17 protein-coding genes and 1 pseudogene are annotated in these 19,516 nt (G+C 41.0%); 5 read left to right on the top strand and 13 right to left on the bottom strand.

Annotation, left to right across the window (positions count from 1 at the left end):
- Positions 1-552: 552 nt before the first annotated feature.
- Together holA and DXA15_RS21480 are read right to left on the bottom strand one after the other, a co-directional pair.
- Positions 553-1,575: a DNA polymerase III subunit delta gene (gene holA / locus DXA15_RS21475; RefSeq protein ID WP_128135385.1), complete on the bottom strand. Its 1,023-nt coding sequence runs from the start codon at positions 1,573-1,575 to the stop codon at positions 553-555.
- Positions 1,576-1,591: 16 nt separating this feature from the next.
- Positions 1,592-2,368 carry an AMP nucleosidase gene (locus DXA15_RS21480; protein WP_007656836.1) on the bottom strand — a complete coding sequence of 259 codons (777 nt, stop codon included), beginning with the start codon at positions 2,366-2,368 and terminating at the stop codon, positions 1,592-1,594.
- Between the two features lie 58 nt (positions 2,369-2,426).
- Here DXA15_RS21480 and DXA15_RS21485 point away from each other — a divergent pair, with 58 nt between their 5' ends.
- Positions 2,427-2,879, top strand: a complete 453-nt coding sequence (locus DXA15_RS21485; protein WP_048315716.1) for a type I restriction enzyme HsdR N-terminal domain-containing protein — start codon at positions 2,427-2,429, stop codon at positions 2,877-2,879.
- Positions 2,880-3,370: 491 nt separating this feature from the next.
- Here the strand turns inward: DXA15_RS21485 and DXA15_RS21495 are convergent, their stop codons facing one another.
- The 7 genes and pseudogenes from DXA15_RS21495 to DXA15_RS21525 form a co-directional block, all read right to left on the bottom strand.
- Positions 3,371-3,553, bottom strand: a complete 183-nt coding sequence (locus DXA15_RS21495; RefSeq protein ID WP_007656839.1) for a hypothetical protein — start codon at positions 3,551-3,553, stop codon at positions 3,371-3,373.
- 257 nt (positions 3,554-3,810) lie between these two features.
- The gene (gene nqrF / locus DXA15_RS21500; RefSeq protein ID WP_044214430.1) at positions 3,811-5,088 is read right to left on the bottom strand and encodes an NADH:ubiquinone reductase (Na(+)-transporting) subunit F; all 1,278 of its coding nucleotides are present in this window, start codon (positions 5,086-5,088) and stop codon (positions 3,811-3,813) included.
- 39 nt (positions 5,089-5,127) lie between these two features.
- Positions 5,128-5,745, bottom strand: coding sequence for an NADH:ubiquinone reductase (Na(+)-transporting) subunit E (gene nqrE, locus DXA15_RS21505; RefSeq protein ID WP_028729401.1), 618 nt, complete (start codon positions 5,743-5,745; stop codon positions 5,128-5,130).
- Between the two features lie 25 nt (positions 5,746-5,770).
- A pseudogene (locus tag DXA15_RS21510) lies at positions 5,771-6,399 on the bottom strand (NADH:ubiquinone reductase (Na(+)-transporting) subunit D).
- 3 nt (positions 6,400-6,402) lie between these two features.
- The gene (gene nqrC / locus DXA15_RS21515; protein ID WP_128135387.1) at positions 6,403-7,200 is read right to left on the bottom strand and encodes an NADH:ubiquinone reductase (Na(+)-transporting) subunit C; all 798 of its coding nucleotides are present in this window, start codon (positions 7,198-7,200) and stop codon (positions 6,403-6,405) included.
- An 8-nt stretch (positions 7,201-7,208) separates the two neighbouring features.
- A complete protein-coding gene (locus tag DXA15_RS21520) occupies positions 7,209-8,417 on the bottom strand; it encodes an NADH:ubiquinone reductase (Na(+)-transporting) subunit B (RefSeq protein WP_128135388.1) in 1,209 nt (402 codons plus the stop codon).
- A 22-nt stretch (positions 8,418-8,439) separates the two neighbouring features.
- Entirely contained in the window at positions 8,440-9,789 is a 1,350-nt protein-coding gene (locus tag DXA15_RS21525; RefSeq protein WP_128135389.1) for a Na(+)-translocating NADH-quinone reductase subunit A, read from the bottom strand.
- Between the two features lie 133 nt (positions 9,790-9,922).
- Between DXA15_RS21525 and DXA15_RS21530 the strand changes: the two genes are divergently transcribed.
- Positions 9,923-11,191, top strand: a complete 1,269-nt coding sequence (locus tag DXA15_RS21530; protein ID WP_128135395.1) for a DUF5103 domain-containing protein — start codon at positions 9,923-9,925, stop codon at positions 11,189-11,191.
- Positions 11,192-11,207: 16 nt separating this feature from the next.
- Here DXA15_RS21530 and DXA15_RS21535 read toward each other — a convergent pair whose 3' ends face one another.
- The 3 genes from DXA15_RS21535 to DXA15_RS27175 all read right to left on the bottom strand — a co-directional run bounded on the left by DXA15_RS21535 (position 11,208) and on the right by DXA15_RS27175 (position 14,346).
- On the bottom strand, positions 11,208-11,948 hold the full coding sequence (locus tag DXA15_RS21535; RefSeq protein ID WP_128135390.1) for a DUF5131 family protein: 741 nt from the start codon (positions 11,946-11,948) through the stop codon (positions 11,208-11,210).
- Between the two features lie 86 nt (positions 11,949-12,034).
- Entirely contained in the window at positions 12,035-13,624 is a 1,590-nt protein-coding gene (locus tag DXA15_RS21540) for an FtsX-like permease family protein (protein WP_233567514.1), read from the bottom strand.
- The gene (locus DXA15_RS27175; protein ID WP_233567515.1) at positions 13,582-14,346 is read right to left on the bottom strand and encodes an ABC transporter permease; all 765 of its coding nucleotides are present in this window, start codon (positions 14,344-14,346) and stop codon (positions 13,582-13,584) included. The genes DXA15_RS21540 and DXA15_RS27175 overlap by 43 nt, the downstream gene beginning before the upstream one ends.
- Before the next feature lie 749 nt (positions 14,347-15,095).
- Here DXA15_RS27175 and DXA15_RS21555 point away from each other — a divergent pair.
- A complete protein-coding gene (locus DXA15_RS21555) occupies positions 15,096-15,323 on the top strand; it encodes a DUF2007 domain-containing protein (protein ID WP_128135392.1) in 228 nt (75 codons plus the stop codon).
- On the top strand, positions 15,292-16,290 hold the full coding sequence (locus DXA15_RS21560) for a 4Fe-4S binding protein (RefSeq protein ID WP_128135393.1): 999 nt from the start codon (positions 15,292-15,294) through the stop codon (positions 16,288-16,290). Before DXA15_RS21555 ends, DXA15_RS21560 begins: the two co-directional genes overlap by 32 nt.
- Here the strand turns inward: DXA15_RS21560 and guaD are convergent.
- Positions 16,255-17,595 (bottom strand): guanine deaminase, encoded by a 1,341-nt coding sequence (gene guaD, locus DXA15_RS21565; protein ID WP_128135396.1) that lies wholly within the window; start codon positions 17,593-17,595, stop codon positions 16,255-16,257. The genes DXA15_RS21560 and guaD overlap by 36 nt on opposite strands.
- Positions 17,596-18,060: 465 nt before the next feature.
- Here guaD and DXA15_RS21570 point away from each other — a divergent pair, with 465 nt between their 5' ends.
- Entirely contained in the window at positions 18,061-18,591 is a 531-nt protein-coding gene (locus DXA15_RS21570; RefSeq protein ID WP_128135394.1) for a dihydrofolate reductase family protein, read from the top strand.
- Positions 18,592-19,516 lie beyond the last annotated feature (925 nt).

The following is a 19,516-nucleotide window of genomic DNA, read 5'->3' on the forward strand; positions in this document are numbered from 1 at the left end:
TTAATTTAATTAGATAACAGGCTGGGTTTTGATATTTTATCATACATATTTGCAATGACAGTATTTAAACCTATTTTTATTGATTTATATTAGTAATGTATATTGGTTACATTTGTATTTATGCCACTATAGATACATAAGTAACGCGCTTGTTTTATTTACGTAAACACATCTGATCCGACACAAATGTTACAGTACATATATCTGTTATTGCTGTAAACAGGCAATACACTATTGAAAAATGTTTCTGACAATTTGTCCTATCCTATGTGAATAATTCAGGAAGAAAGCGGATACTTTTGTATCCTTCACTCTAAAACTTGATTTTTTCGTGATATTTGTGAACAATTATACGGGAAGAAAGAAATATTGAATTCTCAGAGGGGTAAAATGTAAACTAAGTTATTGAAAAACAAAATAAAGAAGGTCATTTTGAAGGTTCGTAAATCCGAGCATTCCAGAGAAATAACGATAAAAAACAAAAACTGCATGTGCACTAATTCAAATTTTCAGCGACACATGCAGTTTTTCTATTGTTAAGTACATTTTATGCTAATGAAGAATTTTATATAATAATTCCTTGAGTAGATCAGCATCAGATGCGGAAGAATTATCTACCCCTTTCGATCTGGCATCGGTAGTCCGGATATCACTTATCAGATTAAAAACTTTCATAGCCGGATAATTTCTCAATCCGGTCATATAATCTTTTACCTGAAAAGTTCCTCTTAATCCTAAGGCTGTCATCAATCCGGTTTCCGATCTGTCTTTCGTATAATAACAAATCAACAGGTTGGAAAAATAATTAAAAATTACAGGAAGAGTCATCTGTATAGGATTACTCTTGGGGTTCTTTTCAAAGTACTGGGCAATCCGGTTTGCTTTTAAAACATCCTTTACAGCAAGTGCTTTTATTAACTCAAAGTTATTGTATTCTTTACTGATTCCTATATTCTGTTCTATCAGTTCCGGAGTGACGCGTTTTGGAGCCTTTTCAGGCAAAATCAACGCCAGCTTGTCCAATTCCTTACTTAGACGGCTTAAATCGTTTCCAAGGAAGTCTGAGAGCATTTGAGCGGCCTTCTGATCGATTCCTATGGAACGTTGCTGCATAAATGAGACGATAAACCCCGGCATTTTATAATCCGGAATCTTTTTCGATTCGAATAGAATCCCGTTCTTTTCGGTTGCAGCGGCCAATGTTTTCCGCCTGTCCAGATTCTTATACTTATAGTTAACAACCAGCACAGTCGACTTAAGCGGATTTTTCACATAGTTGGTCAGCAATTCTATATCACGGACCAACTGGGCTTCCCGCACAACCACCAATTGATATTCCGACATCATCGGAAACCGGCGAGCTGCATTTATAATCATAGCCGCATCCGTATCCGCCCCATACATAATCATCTGATTAAAGTCGCGCTCGGATTCAGCAAGCACATTTTCAATAAGCAGGTCTGTAATCCGGTCCATAAAGAAAGGCTCTTCACCCATTAATATATAAACGGGCTGGAACTTCTTGGCCACGATATCCCGGCATATTTCTTCAAACGTATTTTCTTTTTTTGCCATAATAAAGACTTAATTATTACCAACTAAAACGGATGTGGCGTACCGTTTTCTTCTCATCTATGATCTGATGGAGTGCTTCAATACCCAATTTCACATGTTCCGGAGCAAAGCTACGGGTAACGATACGGTCGCTGGCTTCTGTTTTTACACCGTCTTCCTCCATCGGCTTATCCGAGATCATCAGTAAAGCACCGGTCGGAATCTTGTTTGCAAAGCCGGCAGTGAGTAATGTGGCGGTCTCCATATCTATGCCGGTCGCATGTGTCCGCTTCAGATAATCTTTGAATGCCGTATCATATTCCCAGACACGCCGATTGGTTGTATAAATCGTCCCGGTCCAGTAATCTTTTCCCTGGTCGCGGACGGCAGAAGAGATGGCACGTAACATGGAAAAAGCGGGAAGCGACGGCACCTCCGGCGGCAGATATTCATTGGAAGTTCCTTCTCCGCGGATCGCTGCAATTGGAAGAACATAGTCTCCCAGATTATTAGCCGTTTTCAATCCTCCGCATTTTCCCAGAAACAGCACAGCCTTGGGGGTAACAGCCGATAAAAGATCCATGATCGTTGCAGCATTCGCACTTCCCATCCCAAAATTAATGATAGTAATACCTTCGGCCGAAGCATTCGGCATCGAGCTTTTCAGTCCAAGTATAGGAACATTAAAATTCTCGGCAAATAGTTCTACGTATTTGGTAAAGTTCGTGAGTAGTATATACTTATCAAAATCTTCCAGCTTACGTTCCGTATAACGAGGTAGCCAATTTTCAACGATTTCTTGTTTTGTTTTCATAAATCATTACCTTTGAGGGTATAATTATTGTGTATAATATAAACGACAAATATAATAAATGCTGTCATTAAACTTACCAACATTCGCTGCGAAAGTAAAGGAAAAAGACGGGAAACACACTATATTCGATCCCGTACGCCGCAAATATGTTGCACTGACTCCTGAAGAATGGGTCCGCCAACACTTTGTAAATTACTTGATTACGCATAAAGGATATCCCAAAGAACTATTGGCAAATGAAGTTCCATTAAAATTAAACGGAACATCCAAACGATGCGATTCAGTCGCATACAACCGCTTTTTAGCCCCTTTAATGATCGTAGAGTACAAAGCCCCCTCCATTGAGATAACGAGTGCTGTATTCGACCAGATAGTACGTTACAACATGGTGCTGCATGTACGTTACCTCGCAGTCAGCAACGGCATCAGCCATTTCTGCTGTAAAATAGACTACGAAAATCTCACTTATTCTTTTCTGGAAGGTATCCCTGAATATAAAGAGCTGGAATGAGAAAAACAGATAAGAAGAGACAATAGCTTTATTCTTATTTACCTGAAAACAGACAGATAAACAAGTATTACATTTTTTACACAAAGCATCTCCCCTTATCCTTCAACGTATGGTTGCCGGACAAGGGTTCGTCAGCCCAACCAGTGACTGTAATTCCTTATCAAAAATTTAGTTTGAAATATATGAGGCATCATGCAGACCTTATATTCAGTTGTTCCTTCCTGTTCCCCCGCAAAAACAGAATCAGAAGCAACCGGAATTAATCGGGTCGCATTATCAGTTTGAAAAAACTTGCTTATTTCACCTGTGACAACAGGTAAACACAAAAAAGCCAACACTCCCAGGAGCATTGTCATCCAAAATTCAGAAGTATATATAGTAATAAACTGGTATAGCATTTCCGTATGTTAACAATTATACGGAACAAACATAGCAATATTTATTTAATAAACAAACATTTACAGAATAAATATTGCTATTAGGAGTATTTTTTATAAAACAGAAGCGGTTCTGTTATGATAGATAGCGATAGAATCGATTCTCGGCGTATCCGCTTTATGGATATACACTGAATTATCAATCCCATGGATCGGCTGGCTGATTTCTTCTTTCTCATTGAAAAGAAGAGAATAACCCAGTATGACTGCAAAAAAAGATAAAATCAACGGCTTCATAATCTTGCTCAATTTTTATGTCTCTATTAGCTAAGATGTAATAAGAACGAAAAATGCTGCATGATATTACATAGGAAAGTACATTTTATTCGTTTTTCTATAGAAAATTTGTTGAAATTCAGGTTTCAGAACTATATAATAAATTGGGTATATGTATTTTATATAGCTTTTTAATAAATAGAACAGAAAAGAAAAAAGGGAAGAAAACTTTAATTTTCCTCCCTTTCCATTATTTAGATCTATAATCGACCTTTCAATTATGCACCGAAGTCATCGAAATGTAACATTTCACGAGGTACACCCAGATTGTCAAGCATATTTTCTACAGCTTTCGACATCGGGCCCGGACCACACATGTAGTATTCGATATCTTCCGGAGCTTCGTGATCCTTCAGATAAGTATCGTAAATTACCTGATGAACAAAACCGGCTGTATATTTTACTCCGGCTGCATCAGCAGCTGGATCAGGACGGTCAAGCGCCAAGTGGAATGTGAAATTCGGGAATTCCTTTTCTATTTCCAGGAAGTCCTCCAGATAGAACACTTCGTTCAAAGCACGTGCACCATAGAAATAAGACATCTTACGATCTGTAGTCTTCAGTGTCTTAGTCATGTGCATAATCTGAGCACGCAACGGAGCCATACCGGCACCACCACCGACCCACATCATTTCCCTCTTAGAGTCGAAGATCGGATGGAAATCACCGTAAGGACCGCTCATTGTTACCTTGTCACCCGGTTTCAGGGTAAAGATATAAGAAGAAGCGATACCCGGCATTACATCCTGGAATCCAGGACCCTGTTCTCTCGGTTTGAAAGGAGGAGTAGCGATACGTACAGTCAACATAATACGGTCGCCTTCAGCAGGATAGTTAGCCATTGAGTAAGCACGGATAGTCGGTTCGGTGTTCTGGCACTTCAAGCCGAACAAACCGAAGTTCTTCCATGCCGGCAGGTAACCTTCACCGATCAAGTCTTTATCGATATCCTTGTCATAATCCATAGTATATGCAGGAATCTTGATCTGTGCATAAGAACCCGGAACGAAATCCATGTGTTCACCCTTAGGCAATGCCACGATAAACTCTTTGATAAAAGTAGCCACGTTCTTGTTGCTGATTACTTCGCATTCCCATTCTTTTACACCGAATACTTCATCAGGAACTTTGATTTTGATATCTTCTTTTATCTTCGTCTGACATCCCAGTCTCCAATGATCCTTGATCTGCTTACGGGAAAAGAAACCAACTTCCGTAGGAAGAATGTTTCCGCCACCTTCCGGCACCTGGCAACGACACTGTCCGCAGCTACCGCTACCACCACAAGCAGATGACAGGAAAATACCTTCGCTCTGAAGTGTATTCAATACGGTTCCCCCGATAGGAACGTCGTATTCCTTCTCTCCGTTAACAACCATCCTCACATTGCCCGATGGTATTAATTTTGCTTTCGCAAATAAAAGCGCACCTACAAGGATCAGTGTAATCACCAGGAATACAACCGCTCCCACTGCAATGGTAAGTCCGCCCGACATTAATATAATCATCTTTATTTTTGTTTAATGCGTTAATACTTAGATCTTAAGTCCGGAGAAGCACATAAATGCCATACCCATCAGACCGGTAATGATAAAGGTGATACCCAGACCTTTCAAAGGCTTTGGAATATCTGAATAAGCTAATTTTTCGCGGATTGCAGCCATACCAACGATAGCCAGCATCCAACCGATACCAGAACCCAAACCGTATACAGTAGCAACCCCTACATTAGAGAATGCTTTCTGCTGCATAAACAGAGATCCACCCAAAATCGCACAGTTCACAGCGATCAGCGGCAAGAAGATACCCAGAGAAGCATACAGGGCCGGAGCAAACTTTTCTACTACCATTTCAACCAACTGCGTAAATGAAGCGATGATGGCAATGAAAATGATCAGCGAAAGGAAACTCAGGTTCACACCTGCATATTCAGCGCCCAACCAACTCATGGCGCCTTCTTTCAAAATATAATTTTCGAGCATATAGTTGATCGGTAACGTACATACCAGGATGAACGTTACAGCCATACCCAATCCTAAAGCAGTCTTTACGTTCTTGGAAACAGCCAGGAAAGAACACATACCCAGATAGTATGCGAAAATCATGTTGTCTACGAAGATCGAGCGGACAAACGTGCTTAAATATTCTTCCATTCTATTATTCGTTTAATAGTTTGCATTAATTTTCTTGAAGTTCTTTGTTCTTTGAACGGTGAACCCATATAATCACGGCGATTACGATCAAAGCCATCGGAGGCAGGATCATCAAACCGTTGTTACATAGCCGAAGTCGTAGAAAGCCTGCGGAATCACCTGGAATCCAAGTAGCGTACCTGAACCCAGCAATTCGCGGAAGAAACCTACGATCACCAGAATCAAACCATATCCAAGACCATTACCGATACCGTCCAGGAAAGATTCCCACGGACCGTTACCCAGGGCGAATGCTTCCAGACGTCCCATCAGGATACAGTTGGTAATGATCAGACCAACGAACACAGAAAGCTGCTTATTTACGTCATAGGCAAATGCTTTCAATACTTCACTTACGATAGTTACCAGCGCAGCAACAACAACCAACTGTACGATAATACGGATACGGTTAGGAATTGTATTACGCAGTAACGAAATAATCACGTTGGCAAAAGCCACAACAGCCGTCACGGAAATACCCATAACAATAGACGGCTCAAGTTTAGATGTTACAGCCAGTGCAGAACAAATACCCAACATCTGAACGATAACAGGGTTGTTTTTGCTCAACGGGCCTAACAGTACTTCTTTATTTTTACTTGACATTAATCCCATCTTTTACTGATTTTGCGAGGTTAAAAACTTAACATAACCACTCAGGCTATTAAATAACATATGGTCAACCCCCTGACTTGTGATCGTACCACCTGAAATACCGTCCACATAATCCTGTCCGGCAACGCTTTTACCCGGCTTAACTACAGCTATGGATTTGAAAGATCCGTCCATAAACAGCTTCTTACCTTTAAACTCGTTACTAAATGCAGGTTTTGCGATTTCAGCACCCAAACCTGGAGTTTCCCCCTGATGGCTGAAGTCTGCACCAAAAACAGTATTCTTATCCGAATCTACGGAAATATACCCCCATAACGGACCCCAAAGACCCGCTCCGGACAAAGCCATGATATATTTTGTTTCACCATTAACATTTGCCACATATACTGGGTGTTGATCGGCTGTTGCAGTAAAAGCATCCCCTTCAACTTTCTCTCCGTTTTCATTAACAAGGAAAGCTTCCTTAATCAATTCTCCATATTTCACTTTAGCCTCGTTAGCCGGAACCGAAACATTGATAGAACGCAAGATCTGCTGTCTCTTATCATTATCTTCATTTTCTTTCTGGAAACTTCTCAGTGACTGTGAAGTGAAAGCCAACACAACCGCTACCAGAAGAACCATTACAGATGCATATATTATAGTATATGCATTACTATCTCTGTTCATACCACCTTTCTTTTCTGGTTTGATCTCTTCAAAATCTGAAGAAGGGGCTGCACATAAAGGGCATACATCCGGAGCTTTGTCTCCTTCGTGGATATAACCGCAAACTTTACATTTATATTTTTTAGTTGCCATACTCCTTCTTATTTATTCAGTTTTACACGATTGATTCTTCTGTTAATGTTTGCTTCAACTACATAATAGTCAATCAGCGGAGCAAATACGTTCATCAACAGGATAGCAAGCATCATACCTTCAGGATAACCCGGGTTCAACGCACGGATAATGATAGCCATAGCACCTACAAGGAAACCATAGATATATTTACCAGTTTCAGTACGGGCAGATGTTACAGGGTCTGTAGCCATAAACACGGCACCGAAGGCAAAACCACCTAAGAACAAATGATCCAGAGGAGATACACACATAGCAACCGTTGTTCCGATCATATTGAAAATGGCAGCCATAAACGCACCACCCACAAATACGGAAACCATTGTCTTCCAGCTGGCAATGCCGGTGTACAGCAATATCACAGCACCGATCAGGATAGCCAGTACGGAAGTTTCACCGATAGAACCCGGAATCAATCCCAGGAACATATCCCAGGTTGAAATCGGCTGACCTAATACGTCAACTGCCTGGAACGAACCGATCATTTCTTTACCGGCGATAGCAACCTGTCCCAGCGGTGTTGCACCAGAGAAACCGTCAACTACCTGTCCGGCACCCATACCGAATGTATCGGCAGTGCGAACGAATACCTGGTCGCCAGACATGGCAGCCGGATATGCAAAGAACAGGAATGCACGGGTAACCAATGCAACGTTAAACACGTTGTAACCTGTACCACCAAATACTTCCTTGGCAAAAACAACTGCAAAAGCCGTAGCCACAGCAATCATCCACAGCGGAGTATCGATGGGAACAATCATCGGAATCAATATACCGGAAACCAGGAAACCTTCCTGAATTTCTTCTTTTTTCACCTGGGCAACAGCAAACTCGATACCCAGACCAACTACATACGAAACAATAATCTTAGGCAGTACGGCCAGGAAACCGAAGATGAAGGTCATCAAAAATCCCGGATCAGTACCAACAGCCAAATTGTGTTGATAGCCGACGTTGTACATACCAAAAAGCAAAGCAGGCAACAAAGCGATAATAACCACAGTCATAGTACGCTTAGAATCGATATAGTCGTGAATATGCACGCCTGATTTCGAAGTGGTGCTCGGAACAAATAAGAATGTTTCAACACCTTCGAATACAGAACGGAACATCGCCAGCTTTCCGCCTTCCTCAAAGTTAGGCTTAATCTTGTCGAGGTAATTCCTTAACGCTTTCAATGTATTCTAATTTTTTATGTTATTAATTCATTTCCTTGTATAACAGATCCAATCCCTGACGTACGATCTTCTGGATCTCGATCTTGGAAGTGTCAACAAATTCGCAAAGTGCAAAATCTTCCGGAGCAACTTCATAAATACCCAGATTTTCCATTTTATCAATATCGAAAGCGATAATAGCTTTCAACAGGTATTCAGGATAAATGCTCATCGGGAACACTTTTTCATATTCATTCGACATGATCATGGCACGTTTGCCACCCTTGATACGGGCATCAATTACATACTCTTTGCTTTTAGGAGCCAGCCATGTAAAGAAAGAGTGACTTACACTGTATTTTCCAAACCCGGGAGTTGCCCAACCAAAGAAGTCGTAAGTTTTATCTCCTTCCGGAATCACAGTGATCTGGTTATCATAAGCACCCAGATAATCGTCCTTACGAACTTTAGTACCGGTCAGCACGTTACCGCTGATTATACGGAGGTCTTCCTTGCCTTCCAGGATCTTTCCTGAAACAAGACTGTTGATCGTACAACCGGAAATAGTCTTGATATAACCTCTTTCTGTTGTTTCAGAACCGGTTAATACGACTAAACGGCTAAAATCAGCCACGCCTTTATTGAACAGGCGACCAATAACGATCACATCTGCCGGGTTTACCACCCAAACAACTTCCGACTTGTTGATAGGCTTGATATGATTGATCTGCACACCTACGTTTCCAGCAGGATGCGGACCTTCAAACTCAACTGTTTCAACACCTTTCACATTCACGGAAGAACCATTTCTGACACCGACATACACTTTACCTTTGGTAAGTTTTGCCAATGCATCCAACCCAGTCTGGAAATCAGCTTCCTGTCCTTTCAGAATGAAATCGAAATTCGGAGCCAACGGTGCAGAATAGAAAGCCGACACAAAAATGTCGCGCGGTTCATCTGACGGCGTAGCTACGATATCGTACGGACGCTGTTTGATAAAAGGCCACATACCACCATTGAGCAGGGCTTCTTTTACCTCTTCACTCTTCAGTGAAGACACATTTTTCTTGCCGAAATCTTCATATTCGATCTGCGTATCCGGCTTAACAACGATGCTAAGCACTTTACGCTTCTCTCCTCGGTTTACGGCAGTTACTTCGCCACTCACGGGCGAAACAAACTTGATCTCCGGGCGGTTCTTATCGATCATCAATACAGAACCGGCTTTGACTTTTTCTCCTACTTTGGCAACAACTTTGGGGGTAATACCGTTATAATAGTCGGGAACGATAGCATAGCTATCACTTTTCCCGGCGTTTAGCAGTACTTCCGAAGCTTTACCCTTCAGATTAATGTCTAAACCCTTTTTAATCTTAATCACATTTGCCATGATACAACTAAAATTGTTTATATGTAATTTTCCCGCAAAATGTACATAAAATTTTATGCTTTAAAGCAGGATTAAAGAAATAATTAGAGAAATAATTCCATAATTTTGTACCGTCAAAGAAAGATATATGAAAATGAGAGTGTATTGTTTACTATTTTTGTTGTTTTGTGCCGCTACAATGCAGGCCAATGCTCAGCAAACGTACTTTACCGACGTTAACAGCAAGCTGATAAAAACCCTTCAGGTGAAGGTGGCCGGAGAGTTTATTTCCGAGCCTTATATCGAACTGAACGGAGATCAACAGATCCAGATCAACTTCGATGCGTTGGAACAGGGAGGCGTGCGCTATTCCTATTCTATCATTCATTGTGATGCCAACTGGCAGAGGTCCATCCTCTCTCCCATTCAGTATATGAGTGGTTTTCAAGGATTAACGATAGATGACTTCGCCAATTCCATTAACACCACAACGCAGTATACAAACTACAATCTGCTGCTTCCGAATGAGGACATCCAGTTCAAAGTTTCGGGAAATTATGCCGTGCAGATCTACAACGAAGACATCCCCGACCAGATAGTCCTTACCGCTTGTTTTTCGGTTGTGGAACCGATGGTCGGCATTTCAGCCTCCGTTAGCGGAAATACGGATATCGATACGAACCAGACTCACCAACAGGTAAGTTTCACGGTCAATAACAAAAACTTCCCGATACCTTATCCGCAAACAGACCTGAAAATATATGTCTATCAGGATAACCGGCGCGATAATGCCGTATCAGGGCTTCAACCGACGACTATTCTTGAAAATCAGATTGGTTACACAAACAACCGCAGTCTGATCTTCTCTGCCGGAAATGAATACCGTCGCATGGAATTTTTGAGTACGAAATATAACGGGATGCACATAGAAAGCATTTCGTACCACAATCCTTATTATAATGTAGAACTGATGACCGACCACAAGCGCAGCGACCAGACCTATCAGTATGATCAGGATCAGGACGGCCGTTTCTTTATCCGTTGCAGCAGTTGTGACGACCCAGATACGGAAGCGGATTACTGTATCGTGCATTTCGCTTTGGCTTGCGATCCGTTCCTTGACGGAAATGTCTATCTGAACGGCGAACTGTTCCACAATGTCCTCGATGAAAAGAGTAAAATGGGATATAACTTTGAAACCCACCAATACGAAAAAGTAGTACTCCTGAAACAAGGAGGCTATAATTATCAATACCTATTCGTACCCAACGGCAGCACAGTCGGAGAAACCGGCCCGATAGAAGGTAATTATTACCAGGCGGAAAACGAATACACCATTTACGTCTATTACCGTCCTATGGGAACGCAATATGACCGTTTAATCGGAGTCACAAGTGTTAAAAACGCAATGCAGGTATTTTAAAACCTGCATTGCATTCTTATTTTTCCTTCTTCCGTTCATAATTTATCCCAGCTTTCCTTGCCTGTGAGTGTTGAAACTGACGGGCAATTTTATATTCGCAACCTTCTTTCAGCAAATACGAACCGGTTTGCTTAAACCAGAAACCGACATCTGCCTCCATACATTGCCGGCGGATATCCAGCACCCAGTCATAATTGCATATACGGGCCTCTTTACCGGATTCCCCGCCGGCCACCACCTGTTCCACCCAATCTCCCAGTTCACCCCTGAAATCAATGGGACCGAGAAGCGGTTCGCAAATAATGATTTTATGTTTTATCGGAGCTGCTTTATAGATAGGCAGGCGATAATCTATCCGGTCCTGATTTTCCATGGTACAACAAATAGTTACATGGTCATAGCCATCTCCCCAGTCATCCGGAAGACATTCATGCAACCGGTCGATCCGTTTGGTAATAAACAGAAAATCAAGATCCCGTCGCGTCCGTATCATTTCCCAGGCTTCGGCACGCCATTCATCCGCATCTTCAATCAGAAAATCGGAAGTAAAGCAGGTATAAACAAGGTTTCCCGAAGGAATCTTATAGGTCTTATTCTTTTTCTGCTGCAAAGGCAAATCAAACTTTTCCGTCTTTGCGATGACAGAACTGTCTTTACCATATTTACCGTCGGTACGATAAACATAGCAATGCCGGCACCCTTCACTCAATTTGTGACAGCCGTGCCAGGGATTCCATATAGATGCTTTTTGGCTCATCCTATCCTTTTTATACCTTAATAAAATCAGCACGAAAGTACTATATTTTACGTCCTCTGCCAACAAGAAACAAATAAATACCACACTTAATTGACAGACAAGGACTTCACTGGATTCTCGTTTGCCGTCCGCCAGGTTTGCAGGGTAACAACAAAAACCGTTAGTAGCAGGATAGAGAAAAACGATACTACATAAACCATCCAGTCTAGCGGTACTTTATATGCAAAATTCTTCAACCATTCGCCTGCAAAATAGATGGATACAGGTACAGAGATAACAAAACTCACGATCAATACCATCAGATACGTCCTGTTAAACCGGTATAAAACATCTTTTACGGTCGCACCGAGTACTTTCCGTATCGCAATCTCCCTACGCCGATATTGGGTTTCAAATAATACCAATCCCAAAATACCCGACAAAGAGATCAGGACAGAGGCAAGACATGAGGCGGAAACAATCCGTCCGGTACGTATTTCATCCCGGTAAAGTTGCCTGATAATCGTTTCATAATACTCTATTTCAACAGGATAAGCAGGATCGATCTCTTTAAATGTTTGCCGTATATGCTCTGTCGCCTTTTCCATATCCGCCCCTTGCCTTATCTTTATACAGGCAACCGGCATGCCGGCATTCTTTTCATTAATGACGAAAGCCAACGGGTAAGCACCGGTCCGCAAAGAATTTATTTTCAATTCATCCGTGATCCCGATAACCATTCCTTTATCCTTCCAGTAGGTAATGAGCCTGTCCCCGACCTCCAGTCCGTATTCTTCTTTCGCTTTCCGGTTAAAGACGAATAATAACTCTTTGGATTGCCGATCTTCCTGGCGGGGACACCTTCCTTCCATTACCGGGATATCCATCACTGACAGGAAGTTGGGCGAAACATTCAAATAATGAAAATACATCATTTCGTTATTCTTTTCTGCTCCGCCGCCCCGGTATAACTCTTCTGCTCCGACCTTTGCGGAAGAAAAAGCAACATCTTCAATACCGGAATATTTCTTCAATTCATTCGTGAACAGGTCGATCTTCCCGACCATTTTCCCATTCAGCACAACTACTGCAATACGGTTTTTACCATATCCGAATGAACGGGATTCCATATATCTGTTCTGCTGATAGATCACAAATGCCAGAATAACCAAAGTAAAAGAAATTACATATTGGATACCTATAAGCATTTTCCTTAATGCCAAACCTTTGGGAGACAATCCATAAGAACCTTTCAATGCCATCTGCATGGAAATGGAAGTGGCGCTAACGGCCGGATAGATACCCGCAATGAATCCTACCGCCAAAGACAAAGAAACCAGCCGCAAGAGAACCGGTATATCAAGAGACAAGTTCAACAATACGGCTGGCAGGCAAGCCACCAGCGAAATCACAACGGATTCAAACAGTTGGGCACAACGCAGCCTGGCAACCGATGCCCCGGCAATCTTCCGGATATTGATGCTTTTAATCCGGTAAGGTATAAGGGCCACCGAATAGTTGATATAATTGATCATCGCAATCAACGCCACCAGAAAAGCCACCATCAGCATCCGGTTCATGTTTTCTTTCTTTCCTGATTTGATAAACTTCATCTGGGAAGTGACCGGCTCATAATAGATATCCGCCAGGTTCGTCAGCTTGACTTCCGCTTCTTTATAGTCCGGTGCATCTCCCACATTGAAACAACGGGCAAAAGCGGAACATATCTCCTTCTTATCCGCTCCCGGAGTGACAAGGATATAACAGACATAAGTATAATCATCCCATGATTCATACTGGTAAGAGGGACTAACTGCCGTATAAACAGCATTTGCCAGCTGACTATTTTCCGGAAATCTTTATAGACACCTCCTACGGTCAATGATTTCCTGTCTTTCGTCCAGATATTTCCTTCTGCCGTCAATTGTTTTCCGACAACCGAAATACTCCCGAATATCCTGCGGGCCAGACTTTCGGGTATCAGGCACATCTCCGGCTGCTTCAAACAATCGGGAGTCCCCTCGCGGAAAACAAAATCAAATATCCCGGTGATATCCGGAGAACAAGTTTGTACCGTTTCTTTGAAACCAGTCTGGTTACCGTTGACATCGGTCGTAAAATAACATTCTCCGATAAAGGGATTGATCAACGTACTTTTCTGTATATAAGGAGAAGTAGACACAAAAGCATCGATCAGCAATCTGGAATGTACGGACCATACAGATGCAGGGGTTTTACAGTCTACCCTGTAAATATGATCCACTTGTGGATGGAACCGGTCAAATTTATTGGCAAAATCAACCTGTGCATAAATCGTTGCAAAAACGATATAGGCAATCGCCAATCCCATAATATTCAGTATGGCTGCTGTTTTATTGAATCGTAGTGCGGAAATAAAATTCCTGTATATGGCATGCATAATAATTTGTTTTAGTTTGTATTTCAGGTAATAAAGCAACTAGATGTATCCACCGGATACACCAAACGTTTCCCCTGCCAGACGACAGCAGGGATTCAAATTTTTCCTGAAACAGATTTAATTAAGCATGCAGCAAAGGGTGAAGCAGGAATACCGCTTCTGCCAAAGGAATATTTTATATCGTAAGAAGACTTTTTCCTGATCAAAAAGTTTGTGCAGGTACAGTCTGCTTGAAAGACTGACAATTAATAATACTACTGGGATCAACAACAGAATGAACCAGTCAAGACTATTAAATAATACGGGGACCGGTTGGATATCACGAATCAGAAAAACAGCAGGCTGAATTGCTTGTCCCCGAAAATCTGAAAGATTAACCTCCTGAGGGTTTTGAACATACGAAGCCTTCTTCTCTGCAATGATTTGCAGCGTTACAAAAGAGAAAAGGCATAGTAACAACACTTTCAGGAGTTTCATATTATTATTGTATTCAATATTGAAAAGGTGAACTCACAATCTGTAATTCAATTAATAGATAAGACAAATAGACAAAATATGCATCAATGTATAATATAACAATGTATATTTTTTGCGAAATAGCCATTTTAATGGTACACGGACAACACAGAACACGCGGAGAATCACGGAAAAATAACATCATCTGATTCTTTATTATTTCATCCATACAATATGTTTTAGGGATAAAAAAAGTATCTTTGTAGAAGTAGTAATACATAAAACTCAATAGTATGGAAACGATTCTTTTATCAACAGCGGATAATAATGTTCAGGCTAGCCTGTTACAAAGCGCGTTAAGAAATGAAGGTATAGAATCTTTTCTCAGGAACGAACATCTCTCTACGGTATTCGGGAATATTCCGGGATTCCAGATCGAGATTTATGTTTTTGAGAGTGATTACGAAAAAGCGAAAGAAGTCTTGAAGAATGGATTTCCGGAACTTGTGGGAGATGAATAAACAGTTTCTTTGTACTTCAGTTATAACGGCGATACTGATTGCGATTTTATTGACGATCGTGCAGGTCGTTCCTGAAAAACCATTGCTGCTATCGGAACGGCTTATGCCATCCGCAGGATGGATACAGGTTGGTATCGCCATTATTTACGGGGCACTGCTCAGTTATAAAATGCAGGATCGGAAAGAACGCCCCAAATGGCGAGTCCGGGCGTGGTTGCTTTTTTCTATTGTTTTCTTCGGACAGTTACTTTTAGGCGTAACTGTCGATTCTGTCTTTCTGATGACCGGAAAGCTGCATTTACCCGTTCCGGCAATCATACTGGCCGGTCCGATTTACCGGTTAGAGGGATTGTTTATGCCGATACTTTTCCTGAGTACATTGCTGCTTTCGGGACCTGCCTGGTGCAGCCAGCTTTGTTATTTCGGGGCATTTGATGCATGGAGCGCAAAAGGGAAGACAGAAAAGAATGTTTTTCACTATCATAAGCAATTACGTTACAGTGTATTTTTTCTGGTAATAGCAGGGGCTATTGCATTACGGTTATCCGGGGCAAACGGATGGATGGCAACGGTTGCCGGACTGATTGTCGGGATTATTGGACTGGGTATCATGTTGATACTATCACGCCGGAAGAAAAAGATGATCCATTGCAGTAGTTATTGTCCGATAGGAACACTGGTGTCTTTTATGAAGTACCTCTCTCCTTTCCGGGTAAAACTCAATACAGACTGTACACACTGCATGGCTTGTCTGAAATCATGCAAATATGATGCGTTGCACAAAGAAAATATAGAGAAAGGAAAAATCGGCTACACCTGTACTTATTGCGGCGACTGCCTCTCCACCTGTAAACATGGAGGACTGGAATATCGTTTCTTCAAATTGCGTCCGGCTACTGCCGAACGCCTTTGGATTATTATTACAGTCGTTTTACATACCTGTTTTCTGATGATTGCACGTATCTGACTGGTAAACAGGATTCCCCGCCACATAAGTTGCAACAATATTACGGTCATCCCCCAACGTCTGGATACCGAACAATTTATTTTCAAGATTCCATTTCCCCTTACGTTCAAGATATTCTTTCCGCATTTGCTGGGAAGGAGTAGCCGTACAATCAACTACAATAAAATCAGCATCCCTGCCCTGGTCGAAACTGCCTATCTTATCATCCAGTTTCAAGGCTTTAGCCGTACCGCGCGTACATTTATATAATGATTCGAATACAGACATAGGATACCCGTTCAGTTGTTGTACTTTATAGGACTCTCCCATGGTCCGGAATAAAGAGAAAGATGTGCCGGCACCAACGTCTGTAGCCAATGTCGTTTGGATATTGATCCGGTTTGCCTGTTGCATATCGAACAGGCCGCTTCCCAAAAACAAGTTTGACGTGGGGCAATGGGCTATTATCGCTCCAGCCTCGGCCATTCGGCGACATTCCGAATCGGATAGATGAATGCAATGGCCGAATACGGAACGTTCGGTAACCAATCCTGCCCGTTCATAAACTTCCAGATAGTCAGAACATTCCGGAGACAATTCAAGGGCTGAATCTATTTCATTCCGGTTTTCCGACAAATGCGTTTGAATGTAAGTATCGGGATATTCTTCATGCAAACGGGCGGCACTAATCAATTGACCATGAGTGGAAGTAATAGAAAAACGGGGAGTAATCACATAAAGATTACGTCCCTTTTTATGCCAGGCTTCGATCAGCTCCCGACTATCAGCCTCTCCGCTTTCTTCAGTATCCATCAAAGACTGCGGTGCGTTACGGTTCATCAGGACCTTACCGGTCAGCATTTGCATGTTATATTCGGAAGCAACCGAAAAGAGAGCATTAACAGATTCTTTATGAACCGTTGCATAAGCCATACAGGTCGTAGTGCCGTTGCGAAAAAGTTCATTTACAAAGAAACGGGCTACCCGTCCGGCATATTCAGAATCTCCAAAAGCCTCTTCCGTGGGATACGTATATTCGTTCAGCCAATCGAGCAGCTGTTTGCCATACATACCTATCATTTCCGACTGAGGATAATGGATATGTGAATCGATCAGGCCGGGCATCAGAAGTTTCCCGGAATAATCAGTAACGAATGCCTCCGGATAACGCTCTTTTATATTTTCATAAGCTCCGGCTTCTATGATTTTTCCTCGACAGACCACCAATGCTCCGTCAGGATAATAACTATAAGATTCATCAAACTTCAGGGGAGAATCCTTAAAATAAAAGACTTCACCTTTATACAAATATACCGTTTCATCCATCTTCATTCCTTACCTTTATCAAATCAACAGATAATATAACAATGTAACATCAAAGGTAAGAAAATTGTTAGAATCCGACTAAAAGCAGAAACAACTACATTAAAAATAATAATCTGATACATCAAAGAGAAATCGTTCTGCTTCTTTCTTGCCATAAAAAAGTAACCCTTTATTTTCAAGTATCTCCACTTGTTCTGACAAACTGAAAGATTTCTTGTTGTATATGTTTGCAGCCATAAATCTATAACTCAAAGACCTCCCGGGTGCGCTGATCTTTGAGAAGCGTGGGAGGTCTATCGTTTGTAAAAAAGGCTGTTTCTTAGCAAAATCGCGACAATTCTTAATATTAATTTGTAACTTTACACACGGATTTGGCTATAACCATCTCCAGAGATTTGAAATATAGAACAGAAAACTTTGTCTCTCTAAAAGACTATAAAGCAATAAATATCAATTGAGAATATTATGAAGAATGTCATATTATATATAGCAGTAAGTCTTGATGGGTATATAGCTGATTGCCAAAAATCTGTAAATTGGATAAAAGGGCAAGATGATTCTGTAGAAATGCAGGACACATATTCGACTTTTTTTACCACTGTGGATACTATAATAATGGGTAAAACCACTTATGACCAAATAATAACAGAGCTATCTCCCGATAAATGGCCTTATTTGGGTGCCAAAACTTATGTTTTTACTCATAAGCAAATAACTAATACAGAGGATATAATATTTACAAGTGATAATCCCTGTCAACTTGTTAAAACAATTAAACAAGAAGAAGGGAAAAATATTTGGGTTTGTGGAGGAGCTGATATTATAAATCAACTGCTTAAAGAAGATTTAATAGATACCTTTCAAATCTCAATTATACCGACAGTTCTTGGGGGAGGTATAAGATTATTTGAGGAAACCAATACGATGATAAATTTGAGATTAGTGAATACTGTAAAATACAACGGAGTGATAGAGGCTATTTACAAACGAAGATAAATATAATGCCTCTAAGTCCCTCGTACTCGAAATTTCCATACCTGACTTTGAGCTGCTTGATATATCTCACAACTATGACGTGATAAAAGAACTATCATACTATCATATTTTGTATAATACACATATAATCAATATGTTACTCTATGATAGTTCCTGTTTTCAACTATCATTTACCTATCATGCAACTATCATAGTCTTGTCCTGAAACCCAATATATGCTTCTTATTTTACTGAAGTATATGACTTATTTTCAGAGAAGTAGTTACTTATGTTGTTCGAGACCCGGGTGTCGACAATGTTGAGACCCGGGTCTGGGCACAGTCTACATCCGGGTGTAAAACAGGCTGAAAAGGGCATCTTGAGAACAAAAAGTATGTATTCCTGTGAGATTAGTCTATATATTTTCGCAAAACATATAGAAGGGAAAGCGATATATAAGTGCAATTATATCCTATTTGCAAAGCCTTTTTTAGGTCCTAAACAATGTTGCTTAGTTAAAATATAGTCCAAATGATGGTTTTATGACAGTATTATGATAGTTGAAAATGGTAACTGTCATGGAATAACATATTGATTATTTGTATATTATATAAAATATGATAGTATGACAGTGCATTTGATGAAACATTATTAGGAAACTCCAGTATAGAAATAATTGAACTATCTGTTTAGTGACTGGTTGTAACTGGCTCCCCTCTGGAGAGGGGGCAGGGGGTGTGTTAAAGCCAGTCAATAAAACAAGCCTTGTTACAGGTTTATTTGCCGTCTGCTTCAGCTGACGGATTAGTAAAGGGTCTATTTCATTGGACTTTAGTCCCATTTCTTACAGTTTTCTATCTAGGAGAAATGTGGCTGAAGCCAAAAGAGAGAAACAACTTGTAAACCGTCAGCTGAAGCAAACGGCAAATGAACCTGTAATAGTCAA

Origin of the sequence: Parabacteroides sp. AM58-2XD, assembly GCF_003463685.1 — a bacterium.
Lineage (GTDB): Bacteria > Bacteroidota > Bacteroidia > Bacteroidales > Tannerellaceae > Parabacteroides > Parabacteroides segnis.

What these genes read in the sequence shown, in the direction of transcription:
- holA (WP_128135385.1), bottom strand. Translation starts at nt 1,575, where the DNA reads ATGGCAAAAAAAGAAAATACGTTTGAAGAAATATGCCGGGATATCGTG.
- DXA15_RS21480 (WP_007656836.1), bottom strand. Translation starts at nt 2,368, where the DNA reads ATGAAAACAAAACAAGAAATCGTTGAAAATTGGCTACCTCGTTATACG.
- DXA15_RS21485 (WP_048315716.1), top strand. Translation starts at nt 2,427, where the DNA reads ATGCTGTCATTAAACTTACCAACATTCGCTGCGAAAGTAAAGGAAAAA.
- DXA15_RS21495 (WP_007656839.1), bottom strand. Translation starts at nt 3,553, where the DNA reads ATGAAGCCGTTGATTTTATCTTTTTTTGCAGTCATACTGGGTTATTCT.
- nqrF (WP_044214430.1), bottom strand. Translation starts at nt 5,088, where the DNA reads ATGTCGGGCGGACTTACCATTGCAGTGGGAGCGGTTGTATTCCTGGTG.
- nqrE (WP_028729401.1), bottom strand. Translation starts at nt 5,745, where the DNA reads ATGGAAGAATATTTAAGCACGTTTGTCCGCTCGATCTTCGTAGACAAC.
- nqrC (WP_128135387.1), bottom strand. Translation starts at nt 7,200, where the DNA reads ATGGCAACTAAAAAATATAAATGTAAAGTTTGCGGTTATATCCACGAA.
- DXA15_RS21525 (WP_128135389.1), bottom strand. Translation starts at nt 9,789, where the DNA reads ATGGCAAATGTGATTAAGATTAAAAAGGGTTTAGACATTAATCTGAAG.
- DXA15_RS21530 (WP_128135395.1), top strand. Translation starts at nt 9,923, where the DNA reads ATGAGAGTGTATTGTTTACTATTTTTGTTGTTTTGTGCCGCTACAATG.
- DXA15_RS21535 (WP_128135390.1), bottom strand. Translation starts at nt 11,948, where the DNA reads ATGAGCCAAAAAGCATCTATATGGAATCCCTGGCACGGCTGTCACAAA.
- DXA15_RS27175 (WP_233567515.1), bottom strand. Translation starts at nt 14,346, where the DNA reads ATGCATGCCATATACAGGAATTTTATTTCCGCACTACGATTCAATAAA.
- DXA15_RS21555 (WP_128135392.1), top strand. Translation starts at nt 15,096, where the DNA reads ATGGAAACGATTCTTTTATCAACAGCGGATAATAATGTTCAGGCTAGC.
- DXA15_RS21560 (WP_128135393.1), top strand. Translation starts at nt 15,292, where the DNA reads ATGGATTTCCGGAACTTGTGGGAGATGAATAAACAGTTTCTTTGTACT.
- guaD (WP_128135396.1), bottom strand. Translation starts at nt 17,595, where the DNA reads ATGGATGAAACGGTATATTTGTATAAAGGTGAAGTCTTTTATTTTAAG.
- DXA15_RS21570 (WP_128135394.1), top strand. Translation starts at nt 18,061, where the DNA reads ATGAAGAATGTCATATTATATATAGCAGTAAGTCTTGATGGGTATATA.